Source organism: Variovorax sp. 05T418, assembly GCF_056396385.1.
This window is the reverse complement of sequence record NZ_JBFTLJ010000021.1, coordinates 65365-86639: the sequence shown is the minus strand read 5'-3', so window position 1 is coordinate 86639 and position 21275 is coordinate 65365. Positions and strand designations below refer to the sequence as shown.

General features: G+C 70.2%; 21 protein-coding genes. 12 read left to right on the top strand and 9 right to left on the bottom strand.

Annotation, left to right across the window (positions count from 1 at the left end; genetic code table 11):
* Window positions 1-413 (bottom strand): superoxide dismutase (locus AC1DMS_RS28970; RefSeq protein WP_478182050.1); only part of this gene is annotated, 413 nt, incomplete at its 3' end.
* A 40-nt stretch (window positions 414-453) separates the two neighbouring features.
* Window positions 454-1122 carry a helix-turn-helix transcriptional regulator gene (locus AC1DMS_RS28965; RefSeq protein ID WP_015867746.1) on the bottom strand — a complete coding sequence of 223 codons (669 nt, stop codon included), beginning with the start codon at window positions 1120-1122 and terminating at the stop codon, window positions 454-456.
* A 177-nt stretch (window positions 1123-1299) separates the two neighbouring features.
* Here AC1DMS_RS28965 and AC1DMS_RS28960 point away from each other — a divergent pair, with 177 nt between their 5' ends.
* The 5 genes from AC1DMS_RS28960 to kdpC are packed head-to-tail and all read left to right on the top strand — an operon-like array spanning window position 1300 to window position 5949.
* Complete coding sequence (locus AC1DMS_RS28960; protein WP_369663715.1) at window positions 1300-1422, top strand: hypothetical protein; 123 nt, start codon at window positions 1300-1302, stop codon at window positions 1420-1422.
* The gene (gene kdpF, locus AC1DMS_RS28955; protein ID WP_018905139.1) at window positions 1419-1517 is read left to right on the top strand and encodes a K(+)-transporting ATPase subunit F; all 99 of its coding nucleotides are present in this window, start codon (window positions 1419-1421) and stop codon (window positions 1515-1517) included. Before AC1DMS_RS28960 ends, kdpF begins: the two co-directional genes overlap by 4 nt.
* A 1-nt stretch (window position 1518) precedes the next feature.
* Window positions 1519-3246 carry a potassium-transporting ATPase subunit KdpA gene (gene kdpA / locus AC1DMS_RS28950; RefSeq protein WP_478182049.1) on the top strand — a complete coding sequence of 576 codons (1728 nt, stop codon included), beginning with the start codon at window positions 1519-1521 and terminating at the stop codon, window positions 3244-3246.
* Between the two features lie 11 nt (window positions 3247-3257).
* Window positions 3258-5354 carry a potassium-transporting ATPase subunit KdpB gene (gene kdpB / locus AC1DMS_RS28945; protein WP_478182048.1) on the top strand — a complete coding sequence of 699 codons (2097 nt, stop codon included), beginning with the start codon at window positions 3258-3260 and terminating at the stop codon, window positions 5352-5354.
* 13 nt (window positions 5355-5367) lie between these two features.
* Window positions 5368-5949, top strand: a complete 582-nt coding sequence (gene kdpC / locus AC1DMS_RS28940) for a potassium-transporting ATPase subunit KdpC (protein WP_478182047.1) — start codon at window positions 5368-5370, stop codon at window positions 5947-5949.
* A gap of 36 nt (window positions 5950-5985) precedes the next feature.
* Here kdpC and AC1DMS_RS28935 read toward each other — a convergent pair whose 3' ends face one another.
* A complete protein-coding gene (locus AC1DMS_RS28935) occupies window positions 5986-7359 on the bottom strand; it encodes an MFS transporter (protein WP_478182046.1) in 1374 nt (457 codons plus the stop codon).
* Window positions 7360-7488: 129 nt separating this feature from the next.
* Here AC1DMS_RS28935 and AC1DMS_RS28930 point away from each other — a divergent pair, with 129 nt between their 5' ends.
* Both AC1DMS_RS28930 and kdpE read left to right on the top strand, forming a co-directional pair.
* Window positions 7489-10251, top strand: coding sequence for a DUF4118 domain-containing protein (locus AC1DMS_RS28930; protein WP_478182045.1), 2763 nt, complete (start codon window positions 7489-7491; stop codon window positions 10249-10251).
* Window positions 10252-10255: 4 nt separating this feature from the next.
* Window positions 10256-10948 (top strand): two-component system response regulator KdpE, encoded by a 693-nt coding sequence (kdpE, locus tag AC1DMS_RS28925; protein ID WP_478182044.1) that lies wholly within the window; start codon window positions 10256-10258, stop codon window positions 10946-10948.
* 147 nt (window positions 10949-11095) lie between these two features.
* Here kdpE and AC1DMS_RS28920 read toward each other — a convergent pair whose 3' ends face one another.
* The 4 genes from AC1DMS_RS28920 to AC1DMS_RS28905 all read right to left on the bottom strand — a co-directional run bounded on the left by AC1DMS_RS28920 (window position 11096) and on the right by AC1DMS_RS28905 (window position 14529).
* A complete protein-coding gene (locus AC1DMS_RS28920; RefSeq protein WP_478182043.1) occupies window positions 11096-12226 on the bottom strand; it encodes a zinc-binding dehydrogenase in 1131 nt (376 codons plus the stop codon).
* 100 nt (window positions 12227-12326) lie between these two features.
* A complete protein-coding gene (locus AC1DMS_RS28915) occupies window positions 12327-12905 on the bottom strand; it encodes a dual specificity protein phosphatase family protein (protein WP_436037343.1) in 579 nt (192 codons plus the stop codon).
* Entirely contained in the window at window positions 12902-13393 is a 492-nt protein-coding gene (locus AC1DMS_RS28910; RefSeq protein ID WP_028254081.1) for a hypothetical protein, read from the bottom strand. The genes AC1DMS_RS28915 and AC1DMS_RS28910 overlap by 4 nt, the downstream gene beginning before the upstream one ends.
* On the bottom strand, window positions 13390-14529 hold the full coding sequence (locus AC1DMS_RS28905; protein WP_478182042.1) for an MGDG synthase family glycosyltransferase: 1140 nt from the start codon (window positions 14527-14529) through the stop codon (window positions 13390-13392). The genes AC1DMS_RS28910 and AC1DMS_RS28905 overlap by 4 nt, the downstream gene beginning before the upstream one ends.
* Window positions 14530-14676: 147 nt before the next feature.
* Here AC1DMS_RS28905 and AC1DMS_RS28900 point away from each other — a divergent pair, with 147 nt between their 5' ends.
* From AC1DMS_RS28900 to AC1DMS_RS28880, 5 genes are all read left to right on the top strand, one after another.
* On the top strand, window positions 14677-15498 hold the full coding sequence (locus AC1DMS_RS28900; protein WP_015867735.1) for a pseudouridine synthase: 822 nt from the start codon (window positions 14677-14679) through the stop codon (window positions 15496-15498).
* Window positions 15499-15508: 10 nt separating this feature from the next.
* Entirely contained in the window at window positions 15509-16630 is a 1122-nt protein-coding gene (locus AC1DMS_RS28895) for a winged helix DNA-binding domain-containing protein (protein WP_478182041.1), read from the top strand.
* A gap of 86 nt (window positions 16631-16716) precedes the next feature.
* Window positions 16717-17373: a response regulator gene (locus AC1DMS_RS28890; RefSeq protein WP_018905127.1), complete on the top strand. Its 657-nt coding sequence runs from the start codon at window positions 16717-16719 to the stop codon at window positions 17371-17373.
* Window positions 17374-17434: 61 nt separating this feature from the next.
* The gene (locus AC1DMS_RS28885) at window positions 17435-18838 is read left to right on the top strand and encodes a sensor histidine kinase (RefSeq protein ID WP_478182040.1); all 1404 of its coding nucleotides are present in this window, start codon (window positions 17435-17437) and stop codon (window positions 18836-18838) included.
* A 111-nt stretch (window positions 18839-18949) separates the two neighbouring features.
* Window positions 18950-19288, top strand: coding sequence for a hypothetical protein (locus AC1DMS_RS28880; protein ID WP_015867731.1), 339 nt, complete (start codon window positions 18950-18952; stop codon window positions 19286-19288).
* 3 nt (window positions 19289-19291) lie between these two features.
* Here the strand turns inward: AC1DMS_RS28880 and aqpZ are convergent, their stop codons facing one another.
* Both aqpZ and AC1DMS_RS28870 read right to left on the bottom strand, forming a co-directional pair.
* Window positions 19292-20008 (bottom strand): aquaporin Z, encoded by a 717-nt coding sequence (gene aqpZ / locus AC1DMS_RS28875; RefSeq protein WP_015867730.1) that lies wholly within the window; start codon window positions 20006-20008, stop codon window positions 19292-19294.
* A 174-nt stretch (window positions 20009-20182) separates the two neighbouring features.
* Window positions 20183-21193: a zinc-dependent alcohol dehydrogenase family protein gene (locus AC1DMS_RS28870; RefSeq protein ID WP_015867729.1), complete on the bottom strand. Its 1011-nt coding sequence runs from the start codon at window positions 21191-21193 to the stop codon at window positions 20183-20185.
* Between the last annotated feature and the right edge of the window lie 82 nt (window positions 21194-21275).

Here is a 21275-nt window from a genome sequence, read left to right as displayed (position 1 = left end):
TTCACGATGTCCACCGAGCCGTCGGCCTTCTTCACCAGCCAGGTCCAGCCCGAGCCGAAGTTGCCCACGGCCGACTTCACGAAGGCTTCCTTGAAGGCGTCGTAGTTGCCCCACTTGGCATCGATGGCCTTGGCCAGCGCGCCCGTGGGAGCACCGCCGCCCTGGGGCTTCATGCAGCTCCAGAAGAAGGTGTGGTTCCAGATCTGGGCGGCGTTGTTGTAGATGCCGCCGCTGGACTTCCTGACGATGTCCTCGAGAGGCATCGACTCGAACTCGGTGCCCTTTTGCAGGTTGTTGAGGTTCACCACGTAGGCGTTGTGGTGCTTGCCGTAGTGGTACTCGAGGGTTTCCTTCGAGTACTCGGGTGCCAGCGCGTCAAGGGCGTATGGCAGGGGCGGCAGGGTGTGTTCCATGGTGGGTTTTCCTTTCGGGTTTAGAAGAAATCGAATCGGATCAGGGCGCGCTCTTCGGGCTCACCTGGTAGGCGCAGCGCCGCGCGCCGGCGAGCACATGCTCGACGCGGCTCACGCTCACGCCGGGGCCCAGCACTTCGTCGAAGAGCTGGAGCTCGCTGCGGCAAAAGCCGGTGCAGGCGCGCGCCGCGGTGCAGATGGGGCAATGGTTCTCGATGAAGAGGAAGCCGTCGCCCTCGGGCCGCAGCTCGGCCATGTAGCCCTCGCGGCTGCGGATTTCGGCCAGCCGCTCGAGCTTGTTCTTCAGGCTGCGCGCGCCGCGCATGGCCTCGCGGTAGTTGGTGCGCATGGCCTCCTCGCGCGCGCCGATGAGCCGGTCCATGCCCTTCTCGCCGAACACGCTGATGACGGCGCTGATCATCTGCACCGTCATCTCGGCGTGCGTGTCGGGAAAGCGGGCGTGGCCGGCGCCGGTGAGGCGCCATATCTGCGTGGGCCTGCCGCGGCCCGCCGGGCGGCTCTCGGCATCGACCAGGCCCTCGGCCTGCAGCTTGGCCATCTGCTGGCGCACGGCCTCCACCGTGACGTCGAGCACCTTGGCGATGTCGGGAATGCCGAGCGCGCCACGGGTCTTGAGCGTGGACAGGATGCGGTCCGCCGGCTGGTGCGGCATCCAGCCGGGCTTGGCGTCGAGCGGGCGCGTGGTCATCCTTTTTTATTCAAAGAGCTTGCTTTGATTATCAAATGACAGCCGAGGTGTTGTCGAGCCCTTTGAAGAGGAGGGGACGCCTTTACGGTTTCTTTATGCGCCCCGGCCGACTCTGTTCCCCGTTTTTACGGGCGCCTGCCGAGACTCGAGTCCTTGTTTTCGCTTGAGGAGTGATGAATGGACTTCGTCTGGATGGGCGCCTTGCTGGCGCTGTGGGCCGTGGTGGCGGCCATGGCTGTGGGGCTGGACCGGCTCGGCGCGCCGAGGAACGCGGTAGCAGCAGAAGGAGACGCATCGTGATCGGCCTCGAAGCGCTCTATGGCTTCGGCGCGCTGGTTGCCGTGGTCCTGTTCGCTTACCTCGTGTTCGCACTGATCTGTGCCGAGGAGTTCTGAAATGACTTCCTCCGCATGGGGCCTGTTGGCTCTTTTCCTGGCCGCACTGCTGGTGCTGGCCTGGCCCGTCGGCAAGTTCCTTGCCGCGCTGTGCAACGAGCGCGTGCCGCGCTGGATGCAGCGCGTCGAGGCGCCGCTCTACAAGATCGCCGGCACCAGGCCGGAGCAGTCGATGCACTGGCTGCGCTATGCCATTGCGCTGCTGGCCTTCAATGCCGTGGGCGCGGTCTTCGTCTATGCGCTGCAGCGGCTGCAGGGCTGGCTGCCGCTGAATCCCGCGGGCATGGGCGCCGTATCGCCCGACTCGGCCTTCAACACCGCGGTGAGCTTCGTCTCCAACACCAACTGGCAGGGCTATGCCGGCGAGTCGGCCATGAGCTATCTCACGCAGATGCTCGGGCTCGCGGTGCAGAACTTCTTCTCGGCCGCCACCGGCATTGCGGTGGCCTTCGCGCTGATACGCGGCTTCGCGCGGCGCGGCGACGGCAAGGCCAGGGGCCTGGTCGGCAACTTCTGGGCCGACCTCACGCGCATCACGCTCTGGGTGCTGGTGCCGCTGTCGTTCGTGCTCGCGGTGTTCTTCGTGAGCCAGGGCGTGATCCAGAACTTCGATGCCTACAAGACCGTGCAGACGGTCGAGGCCACGGCGGCGGGCGGGCAGACGCTCGCCATGGGCCCGGTGGCTTCGCAGGAAGCCATCAAGATGCTCGGCACCAACGGCGGTGGCTTCTTCAACGCCAACTCGGCGCACCCGTACGAGAACCCGAGCGCGCTCGCCAACCTGCTGCAGATGATCGCGGTCTTCCTGATCCCGGCGGCGCTGTGCTTTGCATTCGGCCGCGTGGCGGGCGACCTGCGCCAGGGCTGGGCGGTGCTCGCGGCGATGACGGTGATGTTCGTGGCCGCGGTGATGGTCGTCATTCCCGCCGAACAGGCCGGCAATCCGCTCCTCGGCGCGCTGGGCGTCGACCAGCTGCACGGCGCGCTGCAGAGCGGCGGCAACATGGAAGGCAAGGAGGTGCGCTTCGGCATCGATGCCTCGGCGCTGTTCGCCGCCGTTACCACGGCCGCCTCGTGCGGCGCGGTGATCGCGATGCACGACTCCTTCACACCGCTCGGCGGCATGGTGCCCATGGTGCTGATGCAGCTGGGCGAGGTGGTGTTCGGCGGCGTGGGCAGCGGGCTTTACGGCATGCTGATCTTCGCGATGCTCGCGGTGTTCATCGCGGGGCTGATGATCGGCCGCACGCCCGAGTACCTCGGCAAGAAGATCGAGGTGCGCGAGATGAAGCTGATCTCCATCGCCATCCTGGTCACGCCCGTCCTGGTGCTGGCCGGCACGGCGGTGGCGGTGATGGCCGGCGCGGGCAAGGCCGGCATCGCGAACCCCGGCGCGCACGGCTTCTCCGAAATCCTTTACGCGCTGAGCTCGGCCGCCAACAACAACGGCAGTGCCTTCGCGGGGCTGTCCGCCAACACGCCGTTCTACAACGGCCTGCTCGGGCTTGCGATGTGGCTCGGCCGCTTCGCGGTGATCGTGCCGGTGCTGGCCATTGCCGGTTCGCTCGCGGCCAAGCAGCGCCTGCCGGTCACCGGCGGCACGCTGCCCACGCACGGGCCGCTGTTCGTCTCTTTGCTGATCGGCACCGTGCTGCTGGTCGGCCTTCTCAACTACGTGCCGGCGCTGGCCCTGGGGCCGGTGGTCGAACACCTCGTGCTCTGGAAATGAAGGAGCGCACCATGACCAACTCGAAGACCTCCCTTTCGCTGCTCGACGCGGCACTGGTGAAGCCCGCGCTGTGGGGCGCCTTCGCCAAGCTGAATCCGCGCACGCAGTGGCGCAATCCGGTGATGTTCATCGTCTACATCGGCAGCATCCTCACGACGCTGCTCTGGGTGCATTCGCTGAGCTTCCCCGGCGACACCGGCATGAAGCCGGCCTTCGTGCTGGCCATCACCGTCTGGCTGTGGTTCACCGTGCTGTTCGCGAACTTTGCCGAAGCCCTGGCCGAGGGCCGCAGCAAGGCGCAGGCTGCTTCGCTGCGCGGGTTGCGCAAGGACACCTGGGCCAAGAAGCTGCAGGAGCCGCGCTACGGCGGCCAGTGGCTTCCCGAGCAGGCGCCCAACCTGCGCAAGGGCGACGTGGTGCTGGTGGAAACGGGCGACGTGATCCCGCTCGACGGCGAAGTGATCGAAGGCGTGGCCTCGGTCGACGAGAGCGCCATCACCGGCGAATCGGCGCCCGTGGTGCGCGAGTCGGGCGGCGACTTCTCGGCCGTGACCGGTGGCACGCGCGTGCTGTCCGACTGGCTGGTGGTGCGCGTCTCGGTCAACCCCGGCGAGTCGTTCCTCGACCGCATGATCGGCATGGTCGAGGCGGCCAAGCGCCACAAGACGCCCAACGAGATTGCGCTCACCATCCTCTTGGTGGCGCTGACGCTGGTGTTCCTGATGGTCACCGTCACGCTGCTGCCGTTCTCGGTGTTCAGCGTGGAGGCCGCGGGCGCAGGCGCCGTGGTGTCGCTCACCGCGCTGGTGGCGCTCCTGGTGTGCCTGATCCCGACCACCATCGGCGGCCTGCTCTCGGCTGTCGGCGTGGCCGGCATGAGCCGCATGATGCAGGCCAACGTGATCGCGACCTCGGGCCGCGCGGTGGAGGCGGCCGGCGACGTCGACGTGCTGCTGCTCGACAAGACCGGCACCATCACGCACGGCAACCGCCAGGCCAGCGCTTTCCTGCCCGCACCCGGCGTGCCGAAGGGCCGCCTCGCGCGGGCCGCCATGCTCGCCTCGCTGGCTGATGAGACGCCCGAGGGCCGCAGCATCGTCGAACTCGCTCGCCGCGATGGCCTGGAGGCCGCATCTGTCGAGGGCGCGCGCTTCGTATCCTTCACGGCCCAGACCCGCATGAGCGGCGTCGACCTGCCGGCTGCACCGAACAGTCTCGACACCGACGCGGTGCTGCTGCGCAAGGGCGCCGTCGATGCGATCCGCCGGCATGTCGAATCGCTCGGCGGCAGCATGCCGGCCGAGGTGCTGCGCGCGTCCGAGGAAACGGCGCGCCGCGGCAGCACGCCGCTGGCCGTGGCCGAGGGCAACCGCGTGCTCGGCGTGGTCGAGCTCAAGGACATCGTCAAGACCGGCATCAAGGAGCGCTTTGCCGAGCTGCGCCGCATGGGCATCAAGACCGTGATGATCACCGGCGACAACAAGCTCACCGCCGCGGCCATTGCGGCCGAGGCCGGCGTCGACGACTTCCTGGCCGAAGCCACGCCCGAGGACAAGCTTGCGCTGATCCGCAAGTACCAGTCCGAAGGCCGACTGGTCGCGATGACCGGCGACGGCACCAACGACGCGCCGGCCCTCGCGCAGGCCGACGTGGCGGTGGCCATGGGCAGCGGCACGCAGGCCGCGAAGGAGGCCGGCAACATGGTCGACCTGGATTCGAACCCGACCAAGCTGCTCGAGGTGGTGGAGACCGGCAAGGCGCTCTTGATGACGCGCGGCTCGCTCACCACCTTCTCGATCGCGAACGACGTGGCGAAGTACTTCGCGATCATTCCGGCGATCTTCGTCTCGACCTATCCGCAGCTCGGCGCGCTCAACGTGATGCGGCTCGCGAGCCCGTCGTCGGCGATTCTCTCGGCGGTGATCTTCAACGCACTGGTCATCGTGTTTTTGATTCCGCTCGCGCTCAAGGGCGTGCGCTACCGGCCGGTGGGCGCGGCCGCGCTGCTGCGCCGCAACCTGGCGATCTATGGCCTCGGCGGCCTGCTCGTTCCCTTCATCGGCATCAAGCTGATCGACTGGCTGCTGGTCGCAGTCCATCTGTTCTGAGGAGTTCTTCACCATGAACAACATCATTCGTCCCGCGCTCGTGCTGTTCGCGCTGCTGGGCGCGCTCACCGGCCTGGTCTATCCGCTGGCCGTCACCGGCGCCGCCAAGGCGCTGTTTCCGTCGCAGGCGGCCGGCAGCCTGGTCGTGCAGGGCGGCACCACCGTGGGCTCCAGCCTCATCGGCCAGAACTTCAGCGATCCGAAGCACTTCTGGGGCCGGCCCTCGGCCACTGCGCCGCAGCCCTACAACGCGAGCGCTTCGGGCGGCTCGAACCTCGGGCCGCTCAACCCGGCGCTGGCCGATGCGGTCAAGGCGCGCATCGAGGCGCTGCGCGCCGCCGACCCGGGCAATGCCGCGGCTGTGCCGGTCGATCTGGTCACGGCCTCGGCCAGCGGGCTCGACCCCGACATCAGCCCCGCTGCCGCGCACTACCAGGCGGCGCGCGTGGCACGCGTGCGCGGCCTGCCGCCCGAGCAGGTGAATGCGCTGGTCGCCAGCCACACGCAGGCGCCGCTCTGGGGCTTGCTGGGCGAGCCGCGCGTCAATGTGCTGGCGCTGAATCTCGCGCTCGATGCTTCGGCAGCGGCGCGCTGAGGAGGCAAAGCCATGGCCGCCGAGCCCCGCCGCGGTTCAACGCGGGCGAGCCGTGTGCCAGGCGAAGGCCGCGCAGCCGATCTGCATCGCCGCGCCGCAGAACATCGCCAGGCGCAACCCGCCGGGGCCGCCGTGCGCCGCGGCGTACACCGCGCCGAGCGCCGCCACGCCGAGCGTCGCGCCCGCGATGCGCGCAACGTTGATGAGCGAAGCGGCCGTGCCCGAGCGCGCCGCATCCACGGCGCCGACGGCTTCGCCCATCAGCGGCCCGGTCGCCAGGCCCATGCCCAGCCCGGTGAGCATCAGCCCGAGCTCGGCCGGCACGATGGAGGCGCGCTGCGCGCCCAGGCCGATCAGCAGCAGCCCGCAGCCGATCACCGCCACCCCGCCGCAGGTCAGGGCGCGCGGCCCCAGCCACCCGGCCAGCCGGCCGCTGAACGGAGAGACCGCCACGAACACCAGCGACATCGGAATCAGCGCGAGGCCGGCGTGCGCGGCATCGAGCATGCCGGTGCCCTGCCAGGTCAGCGGCAGCAGGAACAGCGCGCCGTACATGCCGAAGGTCATGCCGATGGTGGCGGCCATCGCGCCGCGGAACGCCGGCACGCCGAAGATGTCGAGCGGCACCAGCGCGGCGGCGCCCTTGCCGCGCTCGATGCGCACGAACAGCACGAAGGCGGCCGCGGCCGCCACCCACGCGGCGGCGGCGAGCCGCGGTGCATCGTGCGACTGGATGGCGGCAAAGGCCAGGCCGCCGAGCGCCAGGGCGCCGAAGGCCTGGGCCATGGCGTCGAAGCTGCGGTCTTCGGGGTCCGACGATTCGGCAATGGACGGCAGCGCCAGCACCAGCGCGGCAAGGCCCAGCGGAATCACCGCGAGAAAGATGCTGCGCCAGCCGAAGTGGCGGATCAGCACGCCGCCCAGCGGTGCGCCGATGGCCATCGCGAGCCCGTTGCATGCCGCCCAGATCCCGAGCGCCCGGCCGCGCTCCGCGCTGTCCTGCCAGGTCACGCGGATGATCGCGAGCGATGCGGGCATCAGCAGCGCCGCACCCAGGCCCGCGAGTGCCCGCCCGGCGACCAGCAGCCAGACCGAAGTCGCCATGGCGCACAGCAGGGATGCGCCCGTGAAGACCGCCGCGCCCACCATGAAGATGCGGCGCCGGCCATAGAGGTCGGCCAGCAGGCCGCCGGTGAGCAGCAGCACCGCGTAGACCAGGTTGTAGCTGTCGAGCACCCACTGCAGCGCGATGACGCTCGCCGAGAAATATTCGCCGATGGGGCGTGTGCCGAGGTTGACCACCGCCATGTCGATCTGTGCGACCAGCACGGCAAGGCACAGCGTGATGAGCGCCAGGCCCTGGCGCTTGCCGGCGGCGCGTGCCGGGCTGAAGAGAGAGGCCATGTTCATGGGGCGCAGCTTCCGGGTTGCAACGTGGTTCATTCTGGGGACGCCGCAGATTCGATGCTTCGCCCCCGGGCGAATCGTTCGGTGCGCGGCTGGCATGCGTGTCGGACGATGCGCTAACCTGCGTGGCCGATGAGCGACATTCCCCGTCCCGACCCCGACGCATTGCTCGCGCAACTGCGCAGCGACGAGGCGCGCGCACTGCGCGGCAAGCTGCGCATCTATTTCGGCGCCAGCGCGGGCGTCGGCAAGACCTGGGCCATGCTGAGCGCCGCGCAGCGCGAGCGTGCCGCGGGGCGCGACGTGCTCATCGGCGTGGCCGAAACCCATGGCCGCAGCGAAACCGCCGCGCTGCTCGCGGGGCTCGAGCTGCTGCCGCTGCGCGAGGTGGACCACCGCGGCCGCAGGCTCGCCGAGTTCGATCTGGATGCCGCCCTCGCGCGCAGGCCCGCCGTGCTGCTGGTCGACGAACTGGCCCACACCAATGCGCCCGGCTCGCGCCATGCCAAGCGCTGGCAGGACGTTCAGGAGCTGCTGGCCGCGGGCATCGAGGTGTGGTCGGCGCTCAACGTGCAGCATCTGGAAAGCCTCAACGGCACGGTCGGCGCCATCACCGGCGTGCGGGTGCACGAGACCGTGCCCGACACCGTGCTCGACGAAGCCGACGAGGTGGTGCTGGTCGACGTCACGCCCGACGAACTCGCGGCGCGGCTCGCGGCCGGCAAGGTCTACCTTCCGCAGCAGGCCGAGCGCGCTGCGCAGAATTTCTTCCGCAAGGGCAACCTGATCGCGCTGCGCGAGATTGCGCTGCGCCGCACCGCCGAGCATGTGGAAGACGACGTGCGCGGCTGGCGCGTCGAGCAGTCGGGCGCGGCCGGGCGCAACGCAAAGGACGGGCAGGGCGGCGAGCTGCAGGCCTGGAACACCTCGGGCGCGATCCTCGCGTGCGTCGGGCCGCACGAGGGCGACGCGCAGACGGTGCGCACTGCGGCGCGGCTCGCGGGCCAGCTCAACGTGCGCTGGCATGCCGCGTACGTCGAGACGCCGCGGCTGCAGCGGCTCGCCGCCGAGGAGCGCGACCGCATCCTCGCGGTGCTCAAGCTGGCCGAAGAGCTGGGCGCAGCGACTGCGGTGCTCACCGGCTCCGACGTGGCCGAGCAGCTGGCCGAACAGGCGCGGCGCCTCAACTGCGCCACGCTGGTGCTGGGGCGCCCGGAGCCGGCCACCGGCTGGCGCCGCTGGTGGCCCGCCACGCCAATGCCGCTGCCGCGCGCGCTGGCCCGGCGCGCGCCCGCGCTCGACATCATGGAGGTCGGCCGCGCCGACAGTTCGCGCCGCCTGGCGCGTGCGCCCATCGCCGCCACGCGCGCCGACGACGGCGACCACGAGAAGGCACCCGTCCACTGGCCGGGCTACGCCTGGGCCACGGCCGCGAGCATCGCGCTCACGCTGCTGTGCACGCCGCTGGCCCATGTGCTGGAGCTGTCCAACATCGTGATGCTGTTCATGCTGGGCGTGGTCGGCGTGGCCATGCGCTTCGGCCGCGGGCCTTCGGCGCTCGCGGCGCTGCTCAACGTGGCGGCGTTCGACTATTTCTTTGTGCCGCCGCGGCTGTCGTTCGCGGTGAGCGACGTGCAGTACGTGCTGACCTTCGCGATCATGCTCGGCGTGGGCCTGCTCGTGGGCCAGCTGATGGCGGGGCTGCGCTTTGCGGCCGGCGTGTCGACCAGCCGCGAGCGGCGCGCACGCTCGCTGTTCGAGCTCACGCGCGAACTCTCGGCCGCGCTCGAAAGCACGCAGGTGGTGGCGCTGGGCGCCGCCGCGGTGCAGGGGCACTTCGGCGGCCAGGCGCTGGTGCTGGTCACCGATGCGGCCGACCAGCTCGTGCTGCCCAAGGGCCCGCCCGAAGGCTTCGATGCGCAGGTGGCCGACTGGGCCTTCCGCCACGGCCAGCCCGCAGGCCTTGCCACCGCCACGCTGGCGGCGCAGCCCTGGCACTACGTGCCGCTGCAGGCGCCGATGCGGGTGCGCGGCGTGCTTGCGCTGTCGCCGGCGCAGCCGCGCTGGCTGCTGATCCCGGAGCAGGCGCAGCAGCTCGACACGCTGGCCCGGCAGATCGCGATTGCGCTGGAGCGCGTGCACTATGTGGAGGTGGCGCAGCAGGCGGTGGTCGAGATGGAATCGGAGCGCTTGCGCAACGCGCTGCTCGGCGCCATCTCGCACGACGTGCGCACGCCGCTCACCGCATTGATCGCGCTGGCTGAGTCGCAGCAGACGCTGCCGCCCGAAGCGCATGCCGAGGCGGCGCGCGCCATCGTCGCGCAGGCGCATGAACTGCATGCGCTGGTCAACAACCTGCTCGACATGGCGCGGCTCGAAAGCGGCATCGCGGGCGGCGCGGTGAATTTGCGGCGCGACTGGCAGTCGGTGGAAGAGGTGGTCGGCTCGGCCATCCGCGCGGCGCGCCCCGCGCTCGGCCCTACCGTGGTGCAGACCGCGCTCGAGCCCGGGCTTCCGCTGGTCGAGTTCGATGCCGTGCTGATCGAGCGCGTGCTGGTCAACCTGATCGAGAACGCCACCAAGTACGGCGCGCCGCCCATCGTGGTCGGCGCGCGGGCCGAGCCCGGCATGCTGAGGCTCACGGTGCGCGACCACGGCCCGGGCCTGCCCGCCGCGCTCTTGGGCCGCGAGCAGAAGCTGTTCGACAAGTTCACGCGCGGCCAAACCGAATCGGCCACGCCGGGCGTGGGCCTGGGCCTCGCGATCTGCCGCGCCGTGGTGAGCGCGCACGGCGGCGAGATTGCCGCGGCCAATGCGCAGGGCGGCGGTGCAGAATTCACGGTCACCCTGCCGCGCCGGGAACCACCGGAAACTGCCGAAGAAGCCCAGCCCTGAACCCATGCCATCGCCCACCGCCATCGTGATCGAGGACGAGCCGCAGATCCGGCGCTTCGTGCGCGGCGCGCTCGAGGCCGAGGGCTGGCTGGTGCACGAGGCCGGCACGCTGCGCGACGGCCTGGCGGCGGCCGGCACGCGCCAGCCCGACCTGCTGGTGCTCGACCTCGGCCTGCCCGACGGCGACGGCGTGTCGCTGATCCGCGATGTGCGCGGCTGGTCGGCCGTGCCGATCATTGTGCTGTCCGCGCGCAGCGACGAGGCCGACAAGATCGCCGCGCTCGACGCCGGCGCCGACGACTACCTGACCAAGCCCTTCGGCACCGGCGAGCTGCTCGCGCGCGTGCGCGCCAACCTGCGCCGGCCGCGCGCGTCGGGCGGCGACGAAGCGGCAGAAGCGGTGTTCCGCTTCGGCGAGGTCGAGCTGGACCGCGCCGCGCGCATCGTGCGCCGCGCCGGCGCCGAGGTGCACCTCACGCCGACCGAGTACCGGTTGCTGTCAGTGCTCGTCGCCAACGCCGGCCGCGTGCTCACGCAGCGCCAGCTGCTGCGCGAGGTGTGGGGGCCGTCGCACACGGACCAGAGCCACTATCTGCGCATCTACATGGGGCATCTGCGGCAGAAGCTGGAAGCTGATCCGGCGCAGCCGCGGCATTTGTTGACTGAAACGGCTGTGGGGTATCGGTTGGTGGTTTAGCTGGCGGGGGCCGCGCTTTGTTGGGGGCACAGAGCCCTCACCCTAGCCCTCTCCCGGAGGGAGAGGGGACAAGACGGAGCGGCGAGATGGTGTCGGGCTATTGCTCCCTCTCCCTCCGGGAGAGGGCTGGGGTGAGGGCAACGGCACTTACGCCGCCACACCCTTGTTCGGATTCAACAAGAACTTCTCCCCCGTCGCCTGCTTCCCATACACCCCGATCGCATCGAGCTGCAGCGCCTCGAGCAACGAAACCTCCCGCGTGTAGTGGCTCGCAAACGTGGTCTTCAACTCGGCCACCACGCGCGCCTTCAAGCGCTGCACGCCTTCGTCTCCAAGCTTCTGCAAAAACGGAAACAGCAGCCACCCGCCCATGCCCCACGCCATGCCGAAGTTGCGCACGAACTCCGTTGGCGAGCGGTCCAGGCCGCCATAGATGTAGACCTGCTTGTGCGTGGTCGAGCCGTAGCGGCTGTATTCCTTGGCGGTTCGGTTCAGCGCCGCTTCCATGCAGCCGAGGATCTGGCCCGCGAGCTTGCCGCCGCCCGTGGCGTCGAAGGCCAGCGTGGCGCCGGTCTCGACCAGCGCCTGCGTCAGGTCTTCGAGGAAGGTGGGCGAGCTCGTGCTGCACACGTACTTTGCGCCGATGCCGCGCAGCAGCGCCTCCTGCTCGGGCTTGCGCACGATGTTGACCAGCGCGATGCCGTCCTTCTGGCAGATCTTGTTGAGCATCTGGCCCAGGTTGGATGCGGCGGCCGTGTGCACCAGCGCCTTGTGGCCTTCGCGCCGCATCGTCTCGACCATGCCGAGCGAAGTGAGCGGGTTCACGAAGCACGAGGCGCCTTCGGCCGGCGCGGTGCCCGCGGGCAGCTCCAGGCACTGGGCCGCGGCCACCGCGCGGTACTGCGAATACATCGCGCCGCCGATCGCTGCCACTGTCTTGCCCAGCAGCGCCTGCGCCGCCGCGGACGAGCCGGCCTTGACCACCACGCCGGCGCCTTCGTTGCCGACCGGCATCAATTGGTCCAGCCGCCCGGCCATCGCCGGCATGGCGCGCTCGGGCACGGTGGCCGTCACGATCGGCCGCTCGGGCGTGCCGGAGACCTTGGCGGTGCCCATGTCGGCCGCGCCGAACAGCAGGCCCAGGTCCGACGGATTCATCGGCGAGGCCTCGATGCGGATCACGACTTCGTGTGCCTGCGGTTCGGGAATCGGCTCGTCGTGCAGCGAGAGTTCGAGTTCGCCGTTCGCGCGGACGAGGGAGCGTAGTTGCAGTGCCATGGATGAGCCCCTTGTGCCTCGTGGAAGAGGCAGGTTCGAAGGTGGCCCAGGGCCACGGGGCGGCCAGTATAGGAGCGGTGCGCGAAAGCTGCAGACGCCTTCAGGACACGGCAGGAACCGCCGGTGCATGGGCCAGCGCATGGCCCATCTTCTGTGCATCGAAGCGCTCGATGTAGCGCGGGATGTTGCGCCACAGCGTGTGGTAGCCGTAGCCGCCGCGGAACATCTCCTGGCGCGCGCTGTCCTTGTCCCAGCCCTGCACCGCCATGCGGTAGGCCGCCGCGACCACGCCGGTGCGGTCGGCGCCGTGCATGCAGTGGATCAGCACCGGCCCCTGCTTCTCGGCCTCGCGAATGGCCACCAGCGCGCGCAGCACCTTGGCGTCGTCGATCGACCAGGTGTTGATCGGCACGCGCACCAGGCGGATGCCGCTGCCCGCGAACACCTTCCGGTCGTCGTTGAAGGAGCGCAGGCTCACGATGGTGCGGATGCCCAGCGCCTTGAGCGCCGCCACGTTGGCAATGCGCGGCTGCGCGCTGCGGTACAGCGTGGGCGTGATGCGGTGCAGGTTCTCGACCCCGAGCGTGTCGAGTGGATCGGCCCAGTGCCCGGGGCGCGGCGCGGCGTGCGCCGCGGCGGCCTCGCTGCCGTGCCTGCGCTTGTGCTTCCTTGCGCTCATTTCGCTCGCCGCCAGTGCCGCGTCACCAGGATCAGCAGGGCCACCGCCAGCCCGCCCCAGTAGTCGACCGGCGCGCCCCAGATCCAGTGCTTGTGCCAGAACGCATCCACCGCATTGAAGCGGGCCCAGCCGAAGGCCGGGTTGATGATGAACCAGAGAAAGTCTTCGCAGACCCAGAACACGATCAGGCCCGCCACGGCCAGCCCTGCGTCGCGCCAGGTCCAGCGTCCGTTGAAGGCCAGAGGCGCAAGGAACACCAGCACCATGAAGGTGAAGACCCAGGCGTGATAGCCCGTCATGGCGCGCCCGCCCCAGAAGATGTCGAGCCAGATGCTGTTCTCGATGCGCCACGTGGGCAGCGAGGTGGCCCAGCCGGCGCCGCCTTCGATCTGGATCTCGGCGTTGGCAAAGAAGAAGGCCATCACCACCACCCATGCCAGGTAGCCGAGCGTGCGGGCCACGCTCGTCTTCTCCACGGCGCCCGTCATGCGGCTTCGCCCAGCACGTGGCGCAGCACCGCGGCCGCCGCGCGCGGCTTGCCGAGCGCGCGGCTGCGCTGGGCCATGGCCGCCAGCTTGGCGGGGTCGGCCATCAGGCGCGCCACCTTGTAGTCGAGGCCGATGGCGTCATAGGCGAGCCAGCCCGCGCCTTCTTCCATCAGGAAGCCGGCGTTGTGCTCCTCCTGGCCCGGAATCGGCGAGATCAGCAGCATCGGCTTGCCGAGCGCCAGGCATTCCGACACCGTGAGGCCGCCCGGCTTGGTCACGACCAGGTCGGCCGCGGCCATGAGCTTGTGCATCTCGTTGGTGAAGCCGATGGCCACCACGCGCCCCGGATGGCGGGCGGCCAGGGCCTGCAGCTTGCCGTGGGCCTCGGCGTTGCGGCCGGCCACGGCAATTACCTGCAAGCCGCTGTCGCCGCCGAGCGAGAGCACCCGCTCGACCATGCTCGCCAGGTCGCCGACGCCCGCGCCGCCCGAGGCCATCAGCAGCACGGGCCGAGCGGGGTCGAGGCCGAGCGCCGCGGCGCAGGCATTGCGCGCGAGCGCCGGCGCATCGGGTTCGGAGAAAGCCGGCATCACCGGAATGCCCGTCACGTGGATGCGCCCTTCGGGAATGCCGCGCGCGCGCAGCCTGAAGGCCACTTCTTCCGTTGCGGCCAGGTAGCCCGCCATGCCCGGCACCAGCCACATGTTGTGCAGGTCGTAGTCGGTGATCTGCAGCCACACCGGGTAGTCGATGCGGCCGCGGTTGCGCTCGCGCATCAGCAGCTCGGCGGGCAGGAAGTGGGTGCAGATCACGGCGTCGGGCTTTTCGCGGCGGATCTCGCGCACGAGGGCGCCGGTGCTCAGCCGCTCGATGCCGCGGCGCAGGCGCTGCGAAGGCGCATGGTGCGGCGTGGCGTCGGTGCGCTGGTGCAGGTAGGACCACAGCTCGGGCGCGCGGTTCACGAGCTGGATGTACCAGTCGGTGTAGACCTTGCGGAAACCGCCGGCCACATGGGCCATGGCGTCGATGTGGACCGCCGTGTGCGGCGGGGTCGATTGCACCGCGGCTTCGAGGGCTTGTGCTGCGCGCACGTGGCCGTTGCCGGCGCTCACGCTGAGGATCAGGATTTTGGTCATGCGGGTGGAGGCCGCCGGCGGGCCATTGGCGCGCATTATCCCCATGCATTGCGACACATCCCGCGGGCGGCCGCCATCGGCGAAAATGCGGCTGCGCACCGCTCCACCGGGCGTGACCTGCCTGCCCCCAACCGACCGCGCCCCCGCATGACCGACGCCCCCGCCCCGATCCGCCTCAACAAACGCATGGCCGAGCTCGGCCTCTGCTCGCGCCGCGAGGCCGACGAATGGATCGCCAACGGCTGGGTGAAGGTGAACGGCAAGCCGGCCGAAATGGGCGTGAAGGTCACGCCGTCCGACCGCATCGAGGTCGACAAGGCCGCCAAGGGCCAGCAGGCGAACCAGGTCACCATCCTCATCAACAAGCCCATTGGCTACGTGAGCGGCCAGGCCGAAGACGGCCACGAGCCCGCGGTGACGCTCTTCACGCCGCAGAACCGCTGGGCCGAGGACAACGCGCGCTTCTTCTTCAGCCCGCAGCAGCTGCGCGGCCTGGCGCCGTGCGGGCGGCTCGACATCGATTCCATCGGCCTGCTGGTGATGACGCAGGACGGGCGCATCGCGCGCCAGCTGATCGGCGAGGACTCGGTGATGGAGAAGGAGTACCTGGTGCGCGTGGCCTACCACGGCCTGGGCCAGCCCGCGCCCACCGGGCAGCTGGTGCGCATGGACGACGACGATCCCGTCACCACCAATGTGCAGGCGGTCTTTCCGCCCGCGATGCTGGCCAGGCTGCGCCACGGCCTGAGCCTCGACGGCCAGCCGCTCAAGCCGGCGCGGGTCGAATGGCAGAACCCCGAGCAGCTGCGCTTCGTGCTCACCGAGGGCAAGAAGCGGCAGATCCGCCGCATGTGCGAACTGGTCGGCCTGAAGGTGGTGGGCCTGAAGCGCGTGCGCATCGGCAAGGTGATGCTCGGCAACCTGCCTGTGGGGCAGTGGCGCTACCTCGGCCCGCACGAGAAGTTCTGAGCCGCCGCCGATGGCCGTGGTGCTGAGCCAGCGCGCACTGAACCGGGCCACGCTGGCGCGGCAGATGCTGCTGGAGCGGCGCAAGGCGGCTCCCGCGCAGGCCATCGAAAAGCTCGCGGGCCTGCAGGCGCAGGCGCCCAACCCACCCTACATCGGCCTGTGGAGCCGGCTCGAAGGCTTTCGCCGCGAGCAGCTGACCGAAGCCCTGAAGCAGCGCCGCGTCGTGCGCATGTCGGCGATGCGCGCGACCCTGCACCTGATGGCCGCAACGGATGCACTGGCCTGGCGGCCGCTGCTCGAGCCGGTGCATCAGCGCGGATTGAAGGGCGGCAGCCATGCGCGGGCGCTCGAAGGCATCGATCGCGCGGCGGTGGTGGAGGCGGGCCTCGCGCTGCTGCGCGAAAGCCCGCTCACCAGCGCCGAACTCGGCCAGGCCCTGGCGGCGCGCTTTGAAGACCGCGAGCCCGCCTCGCTCGCCGCACTCATCCGCAACAGCGTGCCGCTGGTGCACCTGCCGCCCGCGGGCAGCTGGAACGCGCACCAGAGCGCACGGCTGCAGCCCATCGCGCAGTGGCTCGGCGAACCCGCCGCCGACATCGCGCCGGCCACGCAGGACGCGCTGCTGCTGCGCTACCTCGCGGCCTTCGGCCCCGCCACGCTGGCCGATGCGGGCGCATGGTCGGGCCTCACGGGCTGGAAGGCCGTGGCCGAGCGCCTGCGGCCGCAGCTGCGCAGCTTCATCGGCGAGCAGGGACAGGAGCTGTTCGACCTGCCGCGCGCACCGCGCCCCGATCCCGATACGCCCGCGCCGCCGCGCCTCGTCGCCGAATGGGACAACCTGCTGCTCTCGCACGCCGATCGCAGCCGCGTGATGAGCGAGGCGCACCGCGCCCGCGTGTTCACCGCCAACGGCATCGTGCGCGGCACGGTGCTGCTCGATGGTTTCGTCGCGGGCGTCTGGAAGATCGAGCGCGCGGCGAAGAACAACGCGGCCGCGGTGGTGCTGGAGCCCTTCACGCGCTGGCCGAAGGCCGGCCGGATCGGCGTGGAGGAGGAGGCCCTGCGCCTGCTGGCCTTTGCGGCGGATGGCGAGGGCGGGCGGCACGAGGTCCGCGTGCTAAGCCCTGCCTAAGACTCCGCTCCTACGCTGCGCCACGGCGCAGGGCACTACCGGTCATCCCGATCGCGTGCTACCTTGCCGCCCAAGGAGTCGACGCGATGCGAGTGCTGCTGGTGGAAGACGACGAGATGATCGGGCGCAGCCTGAAGCAGGCGCTCGAGGGCGCGGGCTGGTCGGCCGACTGGGTGCGCGACGGCGAACTCGCGCAAAGTGCGCTCGGCGACGGCGGCTACACCTGCGTGCTGCTCGACCTGGGCCTGCCGCGGCAGGACGGCACCGAGGTGCTGCGCCGCGCGCGCGAACGCGGCGACGCCACGCCGGTGCTGGTGCTCACCGCGCGCGACGGCCTGGACGACCGCATCCACAGCCTCGACCTGGGTGCCGACGACTATCTGCTCAAGCCCTTCGAATTCCGCGAGCTGCTCGCGCGCATGCGGGCCGTGGTGCGCCGGCGCGACGGCGCCGCGCATTCGCTGATCGGCGGCAGCACCATGCAGCTGGACCTCACCACGCGCGAGGTGCTGGTCGATGGCGTGCGCGAGGCGCTCACCGCACGCGAGTTCGCGCTGCTGCACGCCCTGCTCGAGCGGCCCGGCGCCATCCTCTCGCGCGAGCAGCTCGAGAACCGCATCTACGGCTGGGGCGAGGAAGTGACCAGCAACGCCATCGACGTGCTGATCCACGGCATGCGCCGCAAGCTCGGCGCGGAATCGATCCGCAACGTGCGCGGGCTCGGCTGGCGCGTGGCGGCATGAGCGCAGCGCCGGGCCGCCCCAAGCAAGCTCGCACCGCAGTGCGAAGCACGGAGGTATTCAGATGACCGCAGTGCCGGGCCGCTGGTGGCGCCCGCGCTCGCTGCGCACGCAGCTCCTGTTCTGGCTCGTCACGCTGCACCTGGTGGCGGCCGCGCTCACGGCGTGGTTCACCTTCGTGGCCTATGGCGACCTGGTGCACAACGCGCTCGACGAGCAGATGCGGCTGGTGGCCGATTCCTATGCGGGCAGCGATCCGCCGCGCACGCCGCGCCCGCTCGACGGCAACGCCGCCCTCGTGCGCGGCGCCTTCGTGGTGCAGCTCTGGAGCGCCGACGGCCGCACGCTGCGCGCAAGCTCGTGGCCACCGCTGGCGGTGGTGCCGTTGCGGCCGCAGCCGGGTTTCAGTGATGCGAGCGCCGATGCGCCCGCGCCCTCACGCTGGCGCGTGTTCACGGCCGAGGCCGGGCCGCGCGCCGACCAGCCGCGCGTGCAGGTGCTGCAGAACGAGGACTACCGCCGGCGCCGTGCCCTGCGCCGTGCGCTGCTCGAAGGCCTGCCGATCGCGCTGCTGCTGCCGCTGGCCTTGCTGATCCTGTGGCTCATCGTGTCGGCGGCTTCGCGCTCGCTGCGCGCGGTGGCGCGCGACGTGGCCTCGCAGGACGAGCGCCGCCCCACCGAGCTGTCGCTGGCGCGCGTGCCGGACGAGATCGCGCCGCTGGTGCAGGCCTTCAACCAGCTACTGTCGCGCATGCGCAGTGCCTTCGCCACGCAGCGCCGCTTCGTGCAGGACGCGGCCCACGAGCTGCGCACGCCGATGGCCGCGATCGGCCTGCAGATCGAGAACCTGCGCGCACACGTGCCCGCGGGCGAAGCCACCGAGCGCTTCAACCAGCTGGAAGCCGGCGTCACGCGCGCGCAGCACCTCATCGAGCAGCTGCTGAGCCTCTCGCGGCAGGACGCGCCGGGGCGTCCCATGCCGGGCGAGCCGGTCGACATCGAAACCCTGCTGCGCGAGAGCGTGAGCCAGCTGATGGTGCTGGCCGATGCGCGGCGCGTGGACATCGGCTTCGAGGGCTCGATCGCGCCCGTGGTGCAGGCGCCGGCCGCCGAGCTGCGCAGCGTGTTCGACAACCTGATCGACAACGCGCTGCGCTATGCGCCCGAAGGCGGCGTGGTCGACGTGCGGCTGCACGAGGTCGACGGCCATGCGGTGGTCGATGTGCTCGACAACGGCCCGGGCATTCCGGCCTCGGCCATCGGCCGCGTGTTCGACCGTTTCTTTCGCGTGCCGGGTGCGCCGGTGGGCGGCAGCGGCCTCGGGCTGGCGATTGCGCGCACCGCGGCCGAGCGGCACGGCCTGCGCATCGAGCTGCGCAACCGCGATGAAGCAGAAGAGGGCGGCAGTCCGGGGCTGCTGGCACGGGTGCACCTGCCTGCGGCATCAATTCCGCTCACGCCGGGCTAATTTCCTGCTCACGGCCCGCTCAGCCGGGCTGCCTAGAGTGCATGCAGGCCCTGCCACGCGCAGTTCGCGCGCTGGCACGCGGCCGGAGACAAACCCTCAGGAGCACACACCATGCGCACTTCCTTCAAGCTTCTTGCCCTTGGCTCCTTCGCTGCTTTTGCGGCGCTCGGTGCCGTGAATGCATCGGCCGAAACGACCGACGGCTCCGACTACCACCCGCTGCAGATGAACTCGCCCGAGAACCCCGAGGTGCAGGCCGGCGCGATGGCCGCCGCGCGGCCCAGCGGCACCGAGTCCATCGGCCAGTCGACCAGCGCACCGGCCATGAACTCGACGACGCCGGTGTCCGACGTGCAGGCCGGCGCCTATGCGGCCTCGCATGCGACGGGCACCGAATCGATCGGGCAGTCGACCGCGCTGCCGCTCGTGCAGTCGGCCAACGGCAGCTGACGATCAGTCAGTCGTCGCGTCGCTGTTCGCGAGCAGCGCGCGGTAGATCAGCGCGCCGATGATCGCGCCCGCGATGGGCGCAACCCAGAACAGCCACAGCTCCGACACCGCGTAGGACGGGCCGAACAGCGCCGGGCCCGTGCTGCGCGCGGGGTTCACCGAGGTGTTGGTGACCGGAATGGAGATCAGGTGGATCAGCGTGAGGCACAGGCCGATGGCCAGGCCCGCGAAGCCGCCGGCGGCGCGCTTGGCGGTGGCGCCGAGGATCACGATCAGGAACACCGCGGTCATCACCACCTCGCACACCAGCGCGGCGGTCATGCCGTACTTGCCGGGCGAGTGCTCGCCGAAGCCGTTGGTGGCAAAGCCGCCGATGTCGGCGCCGGGCTTGCCGGTGGCAATCAGGTAGAGCACGCCGGCCGCGGCAATTGCACCCAGCACCTGCGAGACGATGTAGCCCGCGAGCTGCGAGGCCTTGAAGCGCCCCGCGGCCGCGAGGCCGATCGACACCGCGGGATTGAAGTGGCCGCCCGAGATGGGGCCGAGCGCATAGGCACCGGTCACCACCGTGAGGCCGAACGCCAGCGAGACGCCCAGGAAGCCGATGCCCAGGTTGTTGGGAAAGGCCGCCGCCAGCACCGCGCTTCCGCAGCCGCCCAGCGTGAGCCAGAAAGTACCAATGAACTCGGCCGACCACTTTTTGTAGGTGCTATGTTCCATCTGCTCCATCCCTCCAGAAGTTGAAAAAATTGCGTGGCCCAGGGCCATGCGCGGGCGGATTCTAGGAACGTAAACAGCATGCGTCACGCATGTTGTTGCAGCTGGCGGAACCTGTTCACAGTTGAGCGGTCTTTTGTTTCTGACATGCGTTGCGCAAACCGCTAAACGGCGTGGTCAGGGCACGACGACGATCTTGCCGAAGGCGCCGCGCGCGAGGTGGTCGAGCGCATCGGGCACGTCGTCGAAGGCGTAGCGCGCCGCGATCACGGGCTCGAGCGCATTGGCGTCGACGGCGCGCACCAGGTCTTCGAGCGCGCGCCGATGGCCCACGCCAATGCCCTGCACCGTGACACGGCCGAGCACCATCGCGTAGAACGATGCGCTGAGCGTCTCGCCGCCGAGCATGCCGATGATCGACACGCGCCCGCCCTGCGCCACCGCCTGCAGCGAACGGTCGAGGTTCGGCCCGCTCGCGAGTTCGAGCACGTGGTCGGCGCCGCGCCCTTGCGTGAGGCGGCGCACTTCGGCCGGCCAGTCGCCCTCGCGCATCAGCACCTCGCTGGCGCCCAGCGCCAGCGTCTGCGCACGCTTCTCCTCGCTGCCCGTGACCACGATGGCGCGCGCGCCGTGCAGCCGCGCGAGCTGCACGCCGAACAGCGCCACGCCGCCGGTGCCGTGGACCAGCACGGTCTGGCCGGGCCGCAGCGCGCCGGTCTCGGCCAGCGCGAACCAAGCCGTGAGGCCGGCGCACGGCAGCGTGCTGGCCTGCGCGAAATCGAGCGTGGCGGGTGCAGCCACGGCCCAGGCCGCGTCGATCAGCACGTGCGAGGCCAGCATGCCCGGGCCGGGGCCGCCCATCGGCACGGCCTCGGCCGGCCAGTGGCTGTCGATCCAGCCGCCCCAGAAGGTGTTGACCACGCGGTCGCCCACGGCCAGGCGCTGCACGCCCGGTCCGGTCGCCACCACCGTGCCGGCCATGTCGGAACCGGGCGTGAAGGGCAGGTCGAACGTCATGCCCATGCCGTCGCGGATCATCAGCAGGTCGCGGTAGTTGAGCGACACCGCGCCCACCTCGACGAGGACCTGGCCCGGTCCGGGCGTGGGCAGCGGCAGCGCCACCTGTTCGAGCTGCTCGCGGCCGAAGGAAGAAAGTTGCCAGCGCCTGAGCGTTCTGCTTGCCTGCATGAAAAAGCCTCCACAAAAAAGAAGCCTTCATGCTATTGGCGAGTTGATCTATCCAGTGGCGGATAATTTTCAACGTCATGGC